Annotated in this window: 25 protein-coding genes; all 25 read left to right on the top strand. The window is 60.1% G+C overall.

Features of this window, described 5'->3' with window-relative positions; genetic code table 11:
• Positions 1-192 precede the first annotated feature (192 nt).
• Positions 193-846 carry a 50S ribosomal protein L3 gene (rplC, locus tag M2447_RS01985; RefSeq protein WP_277510444.1) on the top strand — a complete coding sequence of 218 codons (654 nt, stop codon included), beginning with the start codon at positions 193-195 and terminating at the stop codon, positions 844-846.
• 28 nt (positions 847-874) lie between these two features.
• Positions 875-1,516: a 50S ribosomal protein L4 gene (rplD, locus tag M2447_RS01980; protein WP_277510443.1), complete on the top strand. Its 642-nt coding sequence runs from the start codon at positions 875-877 to the stop codon at positions 1,514-1,516.
• Positions 1,513-1,794 carry a 50S ribosomal protein L23 gene (rplW, locus tag M2447_RS01975; protein ID WP_277510441.1) on the top strand — a complete coding sequence of 94 codons (282 nt, stop codon included), beginning with the start codon at positions 1,513-1,515 and terminating at the stop codon, positions 1,792-1,794. Before rplD ends, rplW begins: the two co-directional genes overlap by 4 nt.
• Before the next feature lie 35 nt (positions 1,795-1,829).
• Entirely contained in the window at positions 1,830-2,696 is an 867-nt protein-coding gene (gene rplB, locus M2447_RS01970) for a 50S ribosomal protein L2 (RefSeq protein WP_277510440.1), read from the top strand.
• 113 nt (positions 2,697-2,809) lie between these two features.
• Positions 2,810-3,085 (top strand): 30S ribosomal protein S19, encoded by a 276-nt coding sequence (gene rpsS, locus M2447_RS01965; protein ID WP_277510439.1) that lies wholly within the window; start codon positions 2,810-2,812, stop codon positions 3,083-3,085.
• Positions 3,086-3,303: 218 nt separating this feature from the next.
• Positions 3,304-3,648 (top strand): 50S ribosomal protein L22, encoded by a 345-nt coding sequence (rplV, locus tag M2447_RS01960; protein WP_108824942.1) that lies wholly within the window; start codon positions 3,304-3,306, stop codon positions 3,646-3,648.
• Positions 3,649-3,663: 15 nt separating this feature from the next.
• Positions 3,664-4,299 (top strand): 30S ribosomal protein S3, encoded by a 636-nt coding sequence (gene rpsC / locus M2447_RS01955; protein ID WP_108824943.1) that lies wholly within the window; start codon positions 3,664-3,666, stop codon positions 4,297-4,299.
• A gap of 47 nt (positions 4,300-4,346) precedes the next feature.
• Positions 4,347-4,769, top strand: a complete 423-nt coding sequence (gene rplP, locus M2447_RS01950) for a 50S ribosomal protein L16 (protein ID WP_108824944.1) — start codon at positions 4,347-4,349, stop codon at positions 4,767-4,769.
• Between the two features lie 32 nt (positions 4,770-4,801).
• Complete coding sequence (rpmC, locus tag M2447_RS01945; RefSeq protein WP_108824945.1) at positions 4,802-5,002, top strand: 50S ribosomal protein L29; 201 nt, start codon at positions 4,802-4,804, stop codon at positions 5,000-5,002.
• A gap of 34 nt (positions 5,003-5,036) precedes the next feature.
• Positions 5,037-5,381, top strand: a complete 345-nt coding sequence (gene rpsQ, locus M2447_RS01940) for a 30S ribosomal protein S17 (RefSeq protein ID WP_108824946.1) — start codon at positions 5,037-5,039, stop codon at positions 5,379-5,381.
• Between the two features lie 18 nt (positions 5,382-5,399).
• A complete protein-coding gene (rplN, locus tag M2447_RS01935; RefSeq protein ID WP_277510435.1) occupies positions 5,400-5,765 on the top strand; it encodes a 50S ribosomal protein L14 in 366 nt (121 codons plus the stop codon).
• A 2-nt stretch (positions 5,766-5,767) separates the two neighbouring features.
• Entirely contained in the window at positions 5,768-6,031 is a 264-nt protein-coding gene (gene rplX / locus M2447_RS01930; protein WP_277510433.1) for a 50S ribosomal protein L24, read from the top strand.
• Positions 6,032-6,146: 115 nt separating this feature from the next.
• Positions 6,147-6,734, top strand: a complete 588-nt coding sequence (gene rplE / locus M2447_RS01925; RefSeq protein WP_277510432.1) for a 50S ribosomal protein L5 — start codon at positions 6,147-6,149, stop codon at positions 6,732-6,734.
• 32 nt (positions 6,735-6,766) lie between these two features.
• Entirely contained in the window at positions 6,767-7,072 is a 306-nt protein-coding gene (gene rpsN / locus M2447_RS01920; RefSeq protein WP_277510431.1) for a 30S ribosomal protein S14, read from the top strand.
• Positions 7,073-7,147: 75 nt separating this feature from the next.
• On the top strand, positions 7,148-7,540 hold the full coding sequence (gene rpsH, locus M2447_RS01915) for a 30S ribosomal protein S8 (RefSeq protein ID WP_277557185.1): 393 nt from the start codon (positions 7,148-7,150) through the stop codon (positions 7,538-7,540).
• A 32-nt stretch (positions 7,541-7,572) separates the two neighbouring features.
• Positions 7,573-8,121 carry a 50S ribosomal protein L6 gene (gene rplF / locus M2447_RS01910; RefSeq protein ID WP_108824952.1) on the top strand — a complete coding sequence of 183 codons (549 nt, stop codon included), beginning with the start codon at positions 7,573-7,575 and terminating at the stop codon, positions 8,119-8,121.
• 26 nt (positions 8,122-8,147) lie between these two features.
• Positions 8,148-8,510 (top strand): 50S ribosomal protein L18, encoded by a 363-nt coding sequence (rplR, locus tag M2447_RS01905; RefSeq protein ID WP_277510429.1) that lies wholly within the window; start codon positions 8,148-8,150, stop codon positions 8,508-8,510.
• A gap of 199 nt (positions 8,511-8,709) precedes the next feature.
• Positions 8,710-9,201 (top strand): 30S ribosomal protein S5, encoded by a 492-nt coding sequence (gene rpsE / locus M2447_RS01900; protein ID WP_277510453.1) that lies wholly within the window; start codon positions 8,710-8,712, stop codon positions 9,199-9,201.
• 87 nt (positions 9,202-9,288) lie between these two features.
• Positions 9,289-9,738 (top strand): 50S ribosomal protein L15, encoded by a 450-nt coding sequence (rplO, locus tag M2447_RS01895; RefSeq protein ID WP_277510428.1) that lies wholly within the window; start codon positions 9,289-9,291, stop codon positions 9,736-9,738.
• Between the two features lie 140 nt (positions 9,739-9,878).
• Entirely contained in the window at positions 9,879-11,381 is a 1,503-nt protein-coding gene (secY, locus tag M2447_RS01890; RefSeq protein ID WP_277557184.1) for a preprotein translocase subunit SecY, read from the top strand.
• A 19-nt stretch (positions 11,382-11,400) separates the two neighbouring features.
• Positions 11,401-11,886: a nucleoside monophosphate kinase gene (locus M2447_RS01885; RefSeq protein ID WP_277557183.1), complete on the top strand. Its 486-nt coding sequence runs from the start codon at positions 11,401-11,403 to the stop codon at positions 11,884-11,886.
• A gap of 4 nt (positions 11,887-11,890) precedes the next feature.
• A complete protein-coding gene (gene map / locus M2447_RS01880) occupies positions 11,891-12,676 on the top strand; it encodes a type I methionyl aminopeptidase (protein WP_277557182.1) in 786 nt (261 codons plus the stop codon).
• Between the two features lie 146 nt (positions 12,677-12,822).
• Entirely contained in the window at positions 12,823-13,200 is a 378-nt protein-coding gene (rpsM, locus tag M2447_RS01875; RefSeq protein ID WP_277557181.1) for a 30S ribosomal protein S13, read from the top strand.
• A 24-nt stretch (positions 13,201-13,224) separates the two neighbouring features.
• Positions 13,225-13,827: a 30S ribosomal protein S11 gene (gene rpsK, locus M2447_RS13690; protein WP_343215356.1), complete on the top strand. Its 603-nt coding sequence runs from the start codon at positions 13,225-13,227 to the stop codon at positions 13,825-13,827.
• A gap of 64 nt (positions 13,828-13,891) precedes the next feature.
• Positions 13,892-14,500 (top strand): 30S ribosomal protein S4, encoded by a 609-nt coding sequence (gene rpsD / locus M2447_RS01865; protein ID WP_277557180.1) that lies wholly within the window; start codon positions 13,892-13,894, stop codon positions 14,498-14,500.
• The last annotated feature ends 62 nt before the right edge of the window (positions 14,501-14,562 follow it).

The following is a 14,562-nucleotide window of genomic DNA, read 5'->3' as shown; positions in this document are numbered from 1 at the left end:
AACGGAGCGGAAGCTCCCAATCGAAAAACCAAAATCAAAAATCGAAAATTAACACACGACATTTTAACCAATCACCAACAACCAAATCACTTTCACAACATACTTAGTTCTTGCCCATGTGCGCGCCGCGCACCGCTGGGTTTCGACTAATGTAGGTCGTTAAACGGAAACAATCCACCTACCACTTAGCCCATGATCACTACGCTCCTAGGCAAAAAACTCGGAATGACGCAGGTCTATGACGCCCAAAACGTCCTGGTCCCCGTCACCGTCGTGGAAGCCGGCCCCTGCCCGGTCGTCCAAGTCAAAACCACGGAAACCGACGGTTACAACGCCGTCCAGCTCGGCTTCAACCAAAAGAAAGCCAAGAACGCCTCCAAAGCCGAGGCCGCTCACGCGAAGAAGGCCGGTCTCGAAGAGACGCCCCGCGTGCTCAGCGAAATCCGCCTCGACGCGGCCCCCGAACTCAAGGTCGGCGACATCGTCAAAGTCGACATCTTCAAGGAAGGCCAGATCATCGACGTGATCGGCATCACCAAGGGCAAGGGCTTCCAAGGCGTCGTGCGCCGCTTCCGCGTCGCCGGCGGTGTCTCCTCCCACGGCTCCATGTTCCACCGCCGCATCGGCTCGGTCGGCATGCGCCAGACCCCCGGCCGCGTTTGGAAAAACCAGAAAATGCCGGGCCACATGGGCAATGTCCGCCGCACCGTGCAAAACCTCACGGTCGTCAAGATCATCGCCGAGAAAAATCTCATCCTCGTGAAAGGCGCCATTCCCGGCGCGAACGGAGACGACGTCATCGTCCGCACCGCCATCAAAGGCCAGCCCCGCGCTGCCGCCAAATAAGGCCTAACCCACAAGGAAAACGCAGACCATGAAACTCAAAGTTTTCACACCCGACGCAGCCAGCTCCGTTGAAAAGGATTTCGACATCCCTCTCTTTGAAGGCGAAAACGCCAATCGCGGCCTCCAAGCCGTCAAGGAAGTCATCGTCGCCATCAACGCCAACAACCGCCAGGGCACCCGCTCTACGAAGACCCGCGGCGAAGTAGCCGGCTCCAACAAGAAGCCCTTCAAGCAAAAAGGCACGGGCCGCGCCCGCGCCGGCGAAAAACGCTCGCCCATCTGGGCCGGCGGCGGCGTCGTCTTCGGCCCCCGTCCCCGCGACTTCTCCAAGAAAATCAACTCCAAGGTCAAGACCCTCGCCTTCAGCCGCGCGCTGTTTGACCGCTGCGCCGCCGGAGAGCTCGACGTCATCGAAAAATTCGAGACGCCCGCCGCCAAGACCAAGGAAATGCAAAAAGTCATCCGCACCATCGCCCCCAAGGGCAAGGTGCTCGTTGTTGACGAAACCTTCACCCTCGAGGCCGCCCGCGCCACGCGCAACCTCTGCAGCGTCGAAATGCAGGAAGCCTCGAAACTCAACACCCTCGACCTCGCGCAATACAAGAAGATCATCGTCTCCACCGCGGCCCTCGAGAAAATCATCGCCCGCACGAAAGGAGCCAACGCATGAACACCACGCACGTCCTCAAGCAAGTTCTCCTCACCGAGAAATCCAACAAACTCTCCTCGGACTACGGCCAATACACCTTCGAGGTCGACATCGCGGCCAACAAGCACCAGGTAGCCGAAGCCGTTGAGAAAGCCTTCAAGGTCACCGTCACCCGCGTGAACATCATGAACATCGACGGCAAAAACAAACGCAGCCGCCAGGGCCGCCCGTCGAAAACCTCCGCCTACAAAAAGGCGATCGTGACCCTCAAGACCGGCGACAAAATCGAGCTCCTCTAACGAGCCGCGCGCCATCAACAAGGAGAACCATCACAATGCCTATCAAATCACTTCGTCCCCTGACCGCCTCCACGCGATTCACGAAACTGAATGTCACGCCCGGCCTCGCCAAGAAGCGCCCGGAGCGCGCGCTCACCGAATCGCACGGCAAGACCGGCGGCCGCAACAACAACGGCCGCATCACCACGCGCCGTCGTGGCGGCGGACACAAGCGCCTCTACCGCGTCATCGACTTCCGTCGCGACATCCTCGACATGCCCGCCAAGGTGCAGGCCATCGAGTATGATCCGAACCGCACCGCGCGCATCGCCCTCGTTTGCTACACCAACGGCGAGAAACGCTACATCCTCGCTCCCGAGGGCCTCAAGGTCGGCGACACCATCTTCAGCTCGAAGAAAGCCACGAACAACGACTTTGTTGTCGGCAACAACTTCCCCCTCGAAGTCATTCCGCCCTCCACCAAGCTCAACTGCGTGGAACTCCTTCCCGGCCGCGGAGCCCAGATGGGCCGCACCGCCGGCACCTCGATCGAGCTCGTCAACGTCGAGGACGGTCAGGCCACCATCAAGCTTCCCTCCGGCGAACTCCGCCGCGTCAACGCCAACTGCCGCGCCACCATCGGCGTCATTGGCAACGCCGACAACAAGAACATCTCGCTCGGCAAGGCCGGCCGCAAGCGCTGGCTCGGCAAGCGCCCCCGCGTTCGCGGCATGGTCATGAATCCCGTCGACCACCCCAACGGCGGTGGTGCCGGCAAGTCCAAGGGCGGTGGCGGACGCCAGCACCTCATGTCCCCGTGGGGGCAGCTCGCCAAGGGCTTCCCGACCCGCAAGCGCGCCAAGCCCTCCAACAGCCTTATCATCACCCGCCACAACGGCCGTCCGCCGCGCGGCAAGAAATAAAAGCCTGAAAGCCTGAAAACCTGAAGGCTGAAACAACAAACCGCAAAACACTCACCGAATAACAACCCGACCTTCAGCCTTCAGGCTTTCAGGTCTTCAGAAATTCCTCCCACATGGCACGCTCAATCAAAAAAGGTTTCTACGTCGACTACCATCTCATGGAAAAAATTGAGAAGGCAGTCGAAACCAAGTCGCGCAAACCCATCCAGACCTGGTCGCGCCGCTCGACAATCACGCCCGATTTCGTCGGCCACACCTTCAACGTCCACAACGGCAAGGCTTTCGTGGCCGTGCACGTCACCGAAAACATGGTCGGCCACAAGCTCGGCGAATTCGCGCTCACCCGCGTCTTCAAGGCTCACGGCGGCATGACCCGCAAGGAAGTCTAGTGATTTTCGATTTTGGATTTTGGATTTTCGATTGCGCGCTGCTGCGCGGCACCGAAAACGAAAACGGAGCGGAAGCTCCCAATCCAAAATCGAGAATCGAAAATCGAAAATAAAAACCACCACTTTTCTCACCAACAACCAAACAACCAAAAGGGTAGGGGAGCCCAATAACCAACCGCTCCCGCTATCGCCGCCAAACCGGAATCGTTAACAAACACATGGAAGTCCAAGCACTCACACGATACGCGCGCATGTCGCCGAAAAAAATGCGCGAAGTCTCGCGCACCATTCAAGGCCGCACCGTGGCCGACGCGCGCAACCTCTTGAGCGTCATCACGCGCAAATCCGCGCGCCTCATCGCCAAGACCCTCAACTCCGCCGTCGCAAACGCGGAGAACAATCACAACCTCAACGCCGACGCGCTCACCGTGAAGCTCGCCGTCATTGAAAACGGCCCCGTGCTCAAGCGCTTCAAGGCGGCCGCCCGCGGTTCCGCCGCGCCCCGCCGCAAGAAGATGTCCCACATCCGCATCGTCCTCACCGACGGCCAAGACAACAACTAATTTTACGCAACCACCATGGGCCAAAAAACCAATCCCGTCGGCTTCCGCCTCGCAGTTCACCGCAACTGGCAATCCCGCTGGTATGCGAACAAAAAAGACTTCGCCAAGCTCCTCGCAGAAGACCAGCTCATCCGCGAGAAACTGATGGAGAAACTCAAGCAAGCCTCCGTCCCCCGCATCTTCATCGAGCGCGCCTCCAACCGCGTCCGCGTCAAAATCTACACCGCCCGCCCCGGCATCGTCATCGGCCGCAAGGGACAGGAAATCGACAAGATCAAGGACGACCTCGCCAAGCTCACCGGCAAGGAAATCCTCCTCGACATCACCGAGGTCAAGAAACCCGAGACCGACGCGCAACTCGTCGCCGAGTCCGTCGCCCTCCAGCTCGAACGCCGCATCGCCTTCCGCCGCGCCATGAAAAAGGCCGTCGAAATCGCCATGAACCTCGGCGTCGAGGGCATCCGAATCCAGTGCTCGGGCCGTCTCGGCGGTTCCGACATCGCCCGCCGCGAATGGCAGCGCAAGGGCCGCGTTCCGCTCCACACCATGCGCGAACAAATCGACTACGGCTTCTCCGAGGCCCAAACCGTTTACGGCAAGATCGGCGTCAAGTGCTGGATCTGTAAAAAAGAAGCCGAAGCAACCAACTAATCCGCAGCACCCAGCCGCAACATCTTTAAACAAAGGAGACACACTCCATGGCTCTCGCACCATCACGCACCAAATATCGCAAAGTCCAAAAAGGCTCCCGCAAAGGGAATGCCAAGGGCGGAAACACAGTCGCTTTCGGCGACTACGCGCTCCAGTCCCTCACCCGTGGCAACATGACCGGCCGCCAAATCGAGGCCGCTCGCGTCACCATTTCCCGCCACCTCAAGCGCAAGGGCAAACTCTGGATTCGCGTTTTCCCCCACAAGCCGATCACGAAAAAACCCGCCGAGGTTCGCCAGGGCCAGGGCAAGGGTCCCGTCGAATACTACGTCGCCGTGATCAAGCCGGGCGCGGTTCTCTTCGAACTCGCCGGCGTTCCCGCCACGATCGCCAAGGAGGCCTTCCGCCTCGCCGACGCGAAGCTCCCCTTCCACTGCCGCTTCATCACCCGTGAAGGCGCGAACGTCTAAAACCACAACCTGAAACCAAAAGACGACACGCCATGACTTCCAAAGAAATCAACGAACTCTCCCTCAAGGAACTCGACGTCAAGCTCCGCGAAGCCCGCGAGCAGCTCCTCCAGCTCCGCCTGCGCAAGCAAACCGGCCAAGTTGAGAAAACCCACACCATCCGCGGCATTCGCAAGGACATCGCCCGCATGGAAACCACCAAGACCGCCAAGCTCGCCGCCGCCGCGAAATAAGAGGTCATACCGCAATCCGCAATCCGCACTTAACATGACACGCAACAATCGCAAAGACCTCGTCGGCATCGTCACCAGCCGCTCCGGCGACAAGTCAATCAAAGTCACCGTCCCCTTCAAGGTTCCGCATCCGCGCTACCGCAAAGTCATCAACCGCAAAACCGTCGTGCACGTTCACGACGAGAAGAACGAAGCCGGCCTCGGCGACAAGGTTGAGATCATGGAGACGCGCCCGATCTCGCGCCTCAAGCGCTGGCGCCTCGTGAGCATCATCGAAAAAGCCGTGAGCGCCTCCGCCGCCGTCACCGAAGCCGATGTTGCCGCGACCGTTCCCACCAAAACCGCAAAAGCCGCCGCTGACGAAGCCAAGGCCGAATAATACAAGGAGCCACACACCATGATCCAACTCCGCTCACTCCTCGACGTAGCCGACAACACCGGCGCGCGCACCGCCTCCTACATCCGCAAGAAAGGCCAGATGACTGACACCGCCGGCGTCGGCGACATCATCACCGTCCACATCAAGGACAGCACGACCGATGCCACCGTCAAGAAAGGCGAAGTCACCAAGGCCGTTGTCGTCCGCACCAAGGCTCCCATCCGCCGCGCCGACGGCAGCTACCTGCGCTTCGACAGCAACGCGATCGTCATCATCGGACCCGACGGCAACCCGAAGGGCACCCGCATCTTCGGCCCCGTGGCCCGCGAACTGCGCGCCAAGAACTTCATGAAAATCATCTCCCTCGCACCGGAGGTTCTCTAACAATGGCTACCAAATTCCACGTCAAACGCGGCGACACCGTCGCCGTCATCTCAGGCTCCCACAAAGGCAAGACGGGCAAGATTCTCGAAATCCTCCCCGCCAAGCAGCGCGCCCGCGTTGAAGGCCTCGCCCTCATCAAGCGCCACACCAAGGCCCAGGGCGAGCAAAAGCCCGGCGGCATCATCGAGCGCGAAGGCACCATTCATATTTCCAACCTCAAGCTGCAAGCCGCGGCTGAGAAGAAGGAAAAATCCGCGAAAAAGTAATCGCCACGAGCGGGACAAACCCTAGCGTTGTCCCCTTTTCACTTTTCACACCACACTCTTCACACTTTTCAAAAACTCAGATGCCCACGGGTTGGAAATCCGGGGCCTTGCACCAATGAGCGAAAAATACACACCCGCACTTAAGAAGCTCTACACCGAGCAAATCATCGCCGAACTCATCAAGAGCCGCGGCTACAAGAACAGGCACGAAGTGCCGAAACTCGTCAAAATCGTGCTCAACACCGGCATTGATTCCGACGCGGACAAGAACCAGATCACCGACATCGGCCGGGATCTCGGCCTCATCGCCGGACAAAAGCCCGTCTACACCAAGAGCAAAAAGGCCGTCTCGAACTTCAAGCTCCGCCAGGGTCAAATCGTTGGCGCGTTTGTCACCCTTCGTGGCAATGCCATGTGGGATTTCCTCTACCGCCTCCTCGCCGTCGCCCTCCCCACCATTCGCGACTTCCGCGGCATCTCGCCCAAGCTCGACGGTCAGGGCAACTACAACCTCGGCATCACCGACTTCACCATCTTCCCCGAAATCACCGTTGAGAATGTGAAGAAGACCATGGGTCTCGACATCTCAATCAACACCACCGCCAAGACCGACGAGGAAGGCCGCGAGCTTCTCAAGCTCCTCGGAATGCCTTTCCGCCGCTCCGAAACCGCCGCCGCCGCGCCCGCGCCCAAGGCCGCGTAACCCAAAACAACTTTTCAAAACTCTTTTTCGACATGCCGAAAACATCAGCCATCGAACGCAACAAGAAGCGCATTGCCATGACCGAGAAATACAAGGCACGGCGCGCCGAGTTGAAAGCCCTCATCGCCAATCCGGACACCCCGGAGGAGGAATTCTACGCCGCGCAGAAAAAGCTCCAGAAGCTTCCGCGCAACTCCTCGTCCGTGCGCATCCGCAACCGCTGCGCCCTCTCCGGACGCCCCCGCGCCTACAACCGCAAATACGGCGTCTCCCGCATCCAGTTCCGCGAACTCGCCCTCGCTGGCAAAATCCCCGGCGTCACGAAGTCATCCTGGTAACAAAGCGAAAAACTTAATTTTCTCCCCGGGGGTCGGATATGACCCGAGGGAAATTAAACAAAAACATCCAACATCATGACAGATCCGATCAGTGATTTCCTGACCCGCCTCCGCAATGCGTCGAAGGCCGGTCTCGCCGAGTGCGCCGCGCCGCACTCCAAATACAAGGAAGGCATCGCCGCCATCCTCAAGACCGAGGGTTACGTCTCCGACTACACCACCGGTTCCGACGCGCAGGGGCACAAGACCCTCGTCGTCAAAATGAAGTATGTGGACAGTGCTCCCGTGCTCACCAACATCACCCGCGTTTCCACGCCCGGCCGCCGCCTCTACTGCGGTTACAATGAAATTCCCCGCGTCCTCAACGGACTCGGCATCGCCATCCTCTCGACATCCAAGGGCGTCCTCAAGGACCAGGACTGCCGTCGCGAGAAACTCGGCGGCGAGCTCATCTGCAACGTCTGGTAACCCGCAACACCGAGAAAAAGGAGATCATCACCATGTCACGTATCGGCAAAGTTCCCGTTACCATTCCCGAAAAAGTCAAAGTCGAGATCAAGGACACCACCGTCCACGTCGAAGGCCCGAAGGGCAAACTCACAAAAACCTTCGCCCCCGTCGTAAAGCTCGAAAACAAGGATGGCAAAATCACCGTCACACCCGTTGACGAAACCCGCTTCGCGCGCTCCATGTATGGCACCGCCCGCGCCGTGATCAGCAACATGATCAAGGGCGTCACCGACGGCTACGCCAAGGAGCTCGAAATTCAGGGCGTCGGTTTTAAGGCAGCCCTCAAGGGCGCCAACCAGCTCGACCTCGCACTCGGCTATTCGCATCCCATCGTTTACGACATTCCCGAAGGCATCAAAATCACCGTCACCGACCAGACCAAGCTCAAGGTCGAGGGTGCTGACAAGCAAGTCGTCGGCGAAGTCACCGCCAACATCCGCGCCTACTACCCGCCCGAACCCTACAAGGGCAAAGGCGTCCGCATCGTCGGAGAACACGCCGAGCGCGTCCGCCGCAAGGAAGGCAAAACCGTCGCCTAACAACCCGCAACCCACACTATTTCAAAATGAACACTCAACGCAAAGCCGACCTCCTCCAGAAACGCCGCTGGAGAATCCGCAAGAAGGTCCAAGGCACAGCCGCCCGCCCGCGCCTCTGCGTGCGCTTCACCACCAAGCACATCTACGCCCAGGCCATCAACGACGACGCGGGCACCACGCTCGCCTTCCTCTCCAGCCTCGACAAGGAACTCCGCGCCAAGAAACTCGCCGCCAACCTCAATGGAGCCAAGGAGCTTGGCACCGCCTTCGCCGCCAAGGCCAAGGCCGCCGGCATTGAGAGCGTCGTCTTCGACCGCGCGGGCGCACCCTACCACGGCAAAGTCAAAGTATTCGCTGACGCAGCACGCGAAGGCGGCCTCGTATTCTAATAAAATGAGCACCGAAAACGAATCTCCCGTCACACCGGCCGAAGCCGCCCCCGCGGCCGTCGCCGCCGTTGAAAACACGCCCGCCGCACCCGAAGCCGCTGTTGAGGCGCCCCGTCGCGGACGCACCTCCCGTGGCGAGCGCCGCGAAGGCGGCGAGCGCGGACGCGGCCCCCGTCGCGACCGTCGTGACACCGCGAACATCGATCCCAACGCGCCCGAGCTCGTCGAAAAAATTGTCTTCATCAACCGCTGCGCCAAGGTCGTCAAAGGCGGACGCCGTTTCAGCTTTTCCGCCCTCGCCGTCGTTGGAGACAAGAAAGGCTCCGTCGGCATCGGCTTCGGCAAGGCCAACGAAGTGCCCGACGCCATCAAGAAGAGCACCGAGCACGCCAAGAAGCGCATGGTCTCCGTGAAAATCAAGGGCGACACGATCCCCCACGAAGTTTACGGCGAATATGACGGCGGTCGCGTCCTCCTCCGCCCCGCGGTTCCCGGCACCGGCCTCATCGCCGGTGGCGCCGTCCGCGCGGTTCTCGAAGCCGCCGGCGTCAAGAACGTGCTCACCAAGTCGATGGGTTCCAAGAACCACAACGCCGTGGTGCACGCCACCCTCAACGGACTCAAAAAACTCCGCCTCGCCGCGCAAATCAAAGCCGCCCGCGAAACCGTGGTCGCGCCCGCCGCCGAGTAAACCCGTAGGGGCGTCGCTTGCGACGCCCTCCGAGTCGCATCCGAAAAATCCGGATGCGGCGACCAAACATTAGGAAAACACACACACATGAAACTTCACGAACTCAAAAATGTTAAAGGCGCGGTTCACCGTCGCAAACGCGTGGGCTGCGGCGAAGGCGGCGGCCACGGCAAGACCTCGGGCAGGGGTGGCAAGGGCCAGACCGCCCGTTCCGGCGGCTCCATCCGCCCCGGATTCGAAGGCGGCCAGATGCCCCTTTATCGCAAGCTCCCGCACCGCGGCTTCAACAACTACAACTTCCGCACCGAATACGCCGTCGTCAATGTCGGCGAGCTCGCGTCCCTCGACGACAGTGTCACGGAAGTGAACGCGGAAATCCTCGCCAAGGCCGGCCTCATCCGCTGCGCGTGCGCCAAGCTCAAGGTTCTTGGTGACGGCGAAGTCTCCCGCGCGTTCAAAGTCACCGCCGCCAAGTTCTCCGAGTCCGCCAAGGCCAAGCTCGAAAAAGCCGGAGGCTCCGCCACCGTCGCGGCTTGAGCCGCGACTGAATTTTCGATTTTCGATTCTCGATTTTCGATTGCGCGCTGCCGCGCGAAATTGAAAGCGGGAATCGAAAAATAAAACGGAGCGGCAGCTCCCCAATCCAAAATCGAAAATCCAAAATCCAAAATTTTCACATGTTCTCCGCCTTCTCCAACTCCCTGAAAATCCCCGAGCTTCGCTCGCGAATTTTCTACACCTTCGCCCTTCTCTTTGTGGCTCGCGTCGGTGCGAACATTCCGCTTCCCGGTCTGGATCCGCGCCCGCTCATGGACTTCTTTGCCGACCAGAGCGCGACCTCCGGAACCACCGGCTCCCTGATGGGGCTCTACAACATGTTCACGGGCGGCGCGCTCACCAAGGGCGCCATTTGCGCGCTCGGCATCATGCCCTACATCAGCGCGTCCATTATTTTTCAGCTCATGAGCGCCGTCGTGCCCTCGCTCGCCCGCCTTTCGCAGGAAGGCGATGTCGGACGCCAGAAACTCACCCAATACACCCGTTACCTCGCTGTCGCGATTTGCGTCATCCAGGCAGTTCTTCTCGTTTTGGGTCTTGAGAACCCCGCCTCGCTCTTCGGCGGTTACACCGGTCCCTCGCTCATTCTCGTCAACAAGACTTGGTTCATGTTCACCTCCGTGGTGTTCATCACCGCCGGCACCATGCTCCTTATGTGGCTCGGCGAGCAGATCACCTCGCGCGGCATCGGCAACGGCGTCTCGCTGCTCATCACCGTCGGCATTCTCGCCGACTTGCCCGGCGCGGCCCAAACCACCTGGCAGCTTTTCACCGGCCCCGTCGGTGTTGACAAGCCTGGCCCGCTCATTGCCGTGTTCATGGTCGCGCTCTTCATCATTGTCACCATGGGCATCGTCCTCGTTGTCCAGGGGCAGCGCAAGATTCCCGTTCAATATGCCAAGCGCGTCGTTGGCAACAAGGTCATGGGCGGCCAGAGCTCCTTCCTTCCGCTCAAGGTCAACTACTCCGGCGTTATGCCCGTCATTTTTGCGAGCGCCATCCTCCTCTTCCCCCAGCAGATTCTCCAGATGCTCGGCGGCGCGATGGAATGGCGTTGGATGACCCGGCTTGCGGCCGACCTTCTTCGCGGCGACCCGATCTATTACGTGCTGATGGCGTCCCTCATCCTTTTCTTTAGCTATTTTTGGGTCTCGGTCATGTTCAAACCCATCCAGATCGCGGATGATCTCAAGAAATACGGCGGCTATGTGCCCGGCGTTCGCCCCGGCGAGCCCACCGCCAAGTTCCTCGACTTCATCATGACGCGCCTCACCCTGGCCGGCTCGATCTTCCTCACCATCATCGCCATTTTCCCGGACGTGCTTTTGTTTAACTTCCACGTCCCGCAACGTGTCGCCTCCTTCTTCGGCGGCACCGGCATGCTCATCACCGTCGGCGTCGTCCTCGACACCATGCGCCAAGTCGAGACCTATCTCCTCCAGCGCCACTATGACGGATTCTTGAAAAAAGGCCGTATCCACGCCCGCAACCCGAATGTTGCCAGCGCCTCCGGCGAAGCCGCCGACTGGAAAACCGTCTCCCGCCTCTGGTATGTGCTGGGCGGCCTTTTCCTCATCGGCCTTGTTTCATGGTATCTGATGTATTCAGGCATCGTAAAATAAGGACTTTACACCGGTCGCCGTGTCCGGCTTACTCACCTACTTTTCCAATCAAGGCCTCGCGGCCAAGATCAAGCTAGTCATCGTTGGCTCCACCGCTTCGAAAATCGAAAACGTGATGCTCCAACTCAGTTCTTTGAATCAAGAGCACGTCTCTCCCACCGGCCTGATACGCCAGGAGATTTCGCGTCACACGCCGCTCGGCCAGAAGGCCGAAGCCGCTGCCCGCCGGGGTCAATCCCCCCCCGGGGAAACCGTCACCGCGATCATGCGGCGCTGGTTTTGGGCGCGCAAACCTGATGCGGGATTCGCCCTCACCGGCTTCCCGGCTACGCTGCTCCAAGCAAAAGTATTTGACGAATGGCTCGACGCCCGCGGCGAGTCGCTCGACGGCGTCATCGACGCCGCCGACGCGAACGACACGGCGAGCCTGCACATCGTCAATCACTACCGAGCCCACGGTCTTCTTCTCGACGACGAAGCCCTCGCGCCGGTTCTCGCGAAATAACGCCATGGCAATTCCGATTAAAAACAAGGATGCCATCGCCCGCATGAGGGAATCATGCGCCATTGCCGCGACCGTTCTGCACCGACTCAAGCAAGCCGTGCAGCCCGGCATCTCTACTTTTGACCTGGATGATCTAGCCCGGAAATACATTGAGGAATACGGCGCGAAGAGCGCCTGTTACGGTTATCCGTCGCACTCCCGCGGCGTCCGTCCCTTTCCCGCCTACGCCTGCATTTCCGTCAACGAGGAAGTTGTTCACGGGATCGGCTCCTTCAAGCGCATCCTCCGCGACGGCGATGTTGTCACTCTCGACATTTGCGTCACCTACAACGGCTACGTCGGCGACAACGCCTACACCGTCCCCGTTGGCGCGGTTTCGCCCGAAGTTGCCAAGCTCCTCCGCGTCACCGAGGAAGCCCGCGCCGCCGGCATCGCCCAGGCCAAGGTCGGCAACCGCATCGGCGACATTTCCGAGGCGGTCCAGAACCACATCGCACCGCACCGCTATGGTATTGTTCGCGACATGGTTGGCCACGGAGTCGGCGCATCGATGCACGAGGAACCGCAAATCCCGAACTTCATCGAACGCAAAAAATCGAAGACCGACGTCATCAAGCCCGGCATGACCCTCGCCATCGAGCCCATGATAAACCTCGGCTCCTGGCGCACCAAGACAGCCGAAGACGGCTGGACAATCGTCACCGCCGACGGCAGCCCCTCGACCCACTTCGAACACACCGTGCTCACCACGGACCAAGGCCCCGAAATCCTCACGGTCCCGCGCCCATAGAAATTTTCGATTTTCGATTTTGGATTGCGCGCTCCTGCGCGAAACCGGAGCGGAAGCTCCCAATCGAAAATCCAAAATCTCACCACTTTCCCTGCCAGTCCAATCTCACAAACCACAACAATTCACCAAACAACCAACTAACCACTATGCCACGTCTACTCGGTGTTGACATTCCCGCGAAGAAGAAAGTCGTCTTCTCGCTCAATTACATCTACGGCATCGGTCCCGCCCGATCCGCCATCATCTGCGAGGAGGCCGGAATCGACGGCAACATGCGCGCTTCGGATCTCACCGAGGAGCAGCTCAACAAGATACTCAACGTCATCACCGACCACAAGTGGGTCGTCGAGGGCGATCTCCGCCGCGAAATCACCGGCAACCTGAAGCGCCTCCAGGCCATCAGCTGCTACCGTGGCATCCGCCACCGCCGCAGCCTGCCCGTCCGCGGCCAGCGCACCTCCACCAACGCCCGCACTCGCAAAGGCCCGCGCCGCACCGTCGGTGTCACCAAGGCCTCCAAATAACACCTTTAAACAAACACAACCACCATGGCTGAAGACAAATCCGATCCCACGAAGGAAACCGTGCCTGCCGCCGCCGCTCCCGAAGCCGCCGCCGAGAAACCTGCAAAAGCCCCCAAGGCCAAGAAGGAAAAGGCCGCCGCTCCGGCTGCTGATGCCGCCGCTCCCGCCGAGGAAAAACCCGTTGAACTCGTTGGCGGCGTCGCCCGCCAGCCCACCGCCGAGGAACTCCTCAAGGAAGAAGTCGGCGCCATCAAGGTCCGCAAGGCCAAGGGCTCCAAGAACATCACCTCCGGCATTGTCAAGGTGAACGCATCCTTCAACAACACCATCGTCTCGATCACCGACCCGAAGGGCAACGTCATCTCCTGGTCGAGCGCAGGCAAGTGCAACTTCCGCGGCTCCCGCAAATCCACCGCCTATGCCGCGCAAATCGTCGCGCAGGACGCCGCCCGCAACGCCATGGCGCACGGCCTCAAGGACGTCGTCATCGAAGTCTCCGGCCCCGGCCTCGGACGCGACTCCGCCATCCGCGCCATCCAGGCCATCGGCCTCGAAATCAACGCCATCATCGACGTCACCCCCGTTCCCCACAACGGCTGCCGTCCCCCCAAGCGCCGCCGCGTCTAATCCGCGTTCCGCCGGTTTCTCACTTCTTAATTCACAACTCTTAATTCTTAATTTTTAAAACACCATGGCTCGTTATACCGGACCAACAACCCGCCTCAGCCGCCGCTTCTCGCAGCCGCTCTTCGGCTCCACGAAAGCTTACGAAAAACGCACGTATCCCCCCGGCCAGCACGGCCCCAAGCTTCGTCGCAAACTCTCTGAATACGCCGTCGGCCTCAACGAAAAGCAAAAGCTCCGCTACATCTACGGCCTGCTCGAGCGCCAGTTCCGCCGCGTTTTCGCCAAGGCCAAGCGCTCCCGCGGAGTCACCGGCGAGGTCTTCCTCCAGCTCCTCGAAACCCGCCTCGACAGCGTTGTCTATCTCCTCGGCTTCGCCAAGTCCCGCGCCGCCGCCCGCCAGATCGTCAACCACGGTCACATCCGCGTCAACGGTCACAAGCTCGACATCGCCAGCTACACCGTGCAGCCCGGAGACGAAATCGAGGTCAAAAACGCGCCCACTTCCCGCCAGATTGCCACGCGCAACCTTGAGGAAACCCGCGCCCGCAATGTCCCCGGCTGGCTGACACGCAACGACGAAGCCCTCAAGGCCACCATGACCCGCCTGCCCAATCGCGACGAAATGGAACCCGGCATCAATGAGCAGCTCATCGTTGAGTTCTACTCGCGCTAACCCGTAGGGGCGTCGCTTGCGACGCCCTCCACCAATTCGGAACAGTCACAATTATCACCGCT

It is taken from the genome of Ereboglobus sp. PH5-10, from assembly GCF_029504735.1.
Lineage (GTDB): Bacteria > Verrucomicrobiota > Verrucomicrobiia > Opitutales > Opitutaceae > Ereboglobus.
This window is presented reverse-complemented; position numbering and strand designations above follow the sequence as displayed.

Excerpts from the sequence above, each read along its gene's own strand:
- rplC (WP_277510444.1), top strand. The coding sequence starts at position 193 with ATGATCACTACGCTCCTAGGCAAAAAACTCGGAATGACGCAGGTCTAT.
- rplD (WP_277510443.1), top strand. The coding sequence starts at position 875 with ATGAAACTCAAAGTTTTCACACCCGACGCAGCCAGCTCCGTTGAAAAG.
- rplW (WP_277510441.1), top strand. The coding sequence starts at position 1,513 with ATGAACACCACGCACGTCCTCAAGCAAGTTCTCCTCACCGAGAAATCC.
- rplB (WP_277510440.1), top strand. The coding sequence starts at position 1,830 with ATGCCTATCAAATCACTTCGTCCCCTGACCGCCTCCACGCGATTCACG.
- rpsS (WP_277510439.1), top strand. The coding sequence starts at position 2,810 with ATGGCACGCTCAATCAAAAAAGGTTTCTACGTCGACTACCATCTCATG.
- rplV (WP_108824942.1), top strand. The coding sequence starts at position 3,304 with ATGGAAGTCCAAGCACTCACACGATACGCGCGCATGTCGCCGAAAAAA.
- rpsC (WP_108824943.1), top strand. The coding sequence starts at position 3,664 with ATGGGCCAAAAAACCAATCCCGTCGGCTTCCGCCTCGCAGTTCACCGC.
- rplP (WP_108824944.1), top strand. The coding sequence starts at position 4,347 with ATGGCTCTCGCACCATCACGCACCAAATATCGCAAAGTCCAAAAAGGC.
- rpmC (WP_108824945.1), top strand. The coding sequence starts at position 4,802 with ATGACTTCCAAAGAAATCAACGAACTCTCCCTCAAGGAACTCGACGTC.
- rpsQ (WP_108824946.1), top strand. The coding sequence starts at position 5,037 with ATGACACGCAACAATCGCAAAGACCTCGTCGGCATCGTCACCAGCCGC.
- rplN (WP_277510435.1), top strand. The coding sequence starts at position 5,400 with ATGATCCAACTCCGCTCACTCCTCGACGTAGCCGACAACACCGGCGCG.
- rplX (WP_277510433.1), top strand. The coding sequence starts at position 5,768 with ATGGCTACCAAATTCCACGTCAAACGCGGCGACACCGTCGCCGTCATC.
- rplE (WP_277510432.1), top strand. The coding sequence starts at position 6,147 with ATGAGCGAAAAATACACACCCGCACTTAAGAAGCTCTACACCGAGCAA.
- rpsN (WP_277510431.1), top strand. The coding sequence starts at position 6,767 with ATGCCGAAAACATCAGCCATCGAACGCAACAAGAAGCGCATTGCCATG.
- rpsH (WP_277557185.1), top strand. The coding sequence starts at position 7,148 with ATGACAGATCCGATCAGTGATTTCCTGACCCGCCTCCGCAATGCGTCG.
- rplF (WP_108824952.1), top strand. The coding sequence starts at position 7,573 with ATGTCACGTATCGGCAAAGTTCCCGTTACCATTCCCGAAAAAGTCAAA.
- rplR (WP_277510429.1), top strand. The coding sequence starts at position 8,148 with ATGAACACTCAACGCAAAGCCGACCTCCTCCAGAAACGCCGCTGGAGA.
- rplO (WP_277510428.1), top strand. The coding sequence starts at position 9,289 with ATGAAACTTCACGAACTCAAAAATGTTAAAGGCGCGGTTCACCGTCGC.
- secY (WP_277557184.1), top strand. The coding sequence starts at position 9,879 with ATGTTCTCCGCCTTCTCCAACTCCCTGAAAATCCCCGAGCTTCGCTCG.
- map (WP_277557182.1), top strand. The coding sequence starts at position 11,891 with ATGGCAATTCCGATTAAAAACAAGGATGCCATCGCCCGCATGAGGGAA.
- rpsM (WP_277557181.1), top strand. The coding sequence starts at position 12,823 with ATGCCACGTCTACTCGGTGTTGACATTCCCGCGAAGAAGAAAGTCGTC.
- rpsK (WP_343215356.1), top strand. The coding sequence starts at position 13,225 with ATGGCTGAAGACAAATCCGATCCCACGAAGGAAACCGTGCCTGCCGCC.
- rpsD (WP_277557180.1), top strand. The coding sequence starts at position 13,892 with ATGGCTCGTTATACCGGACCAACAACCCGCCTCAGCCGCCGCTTCTCG.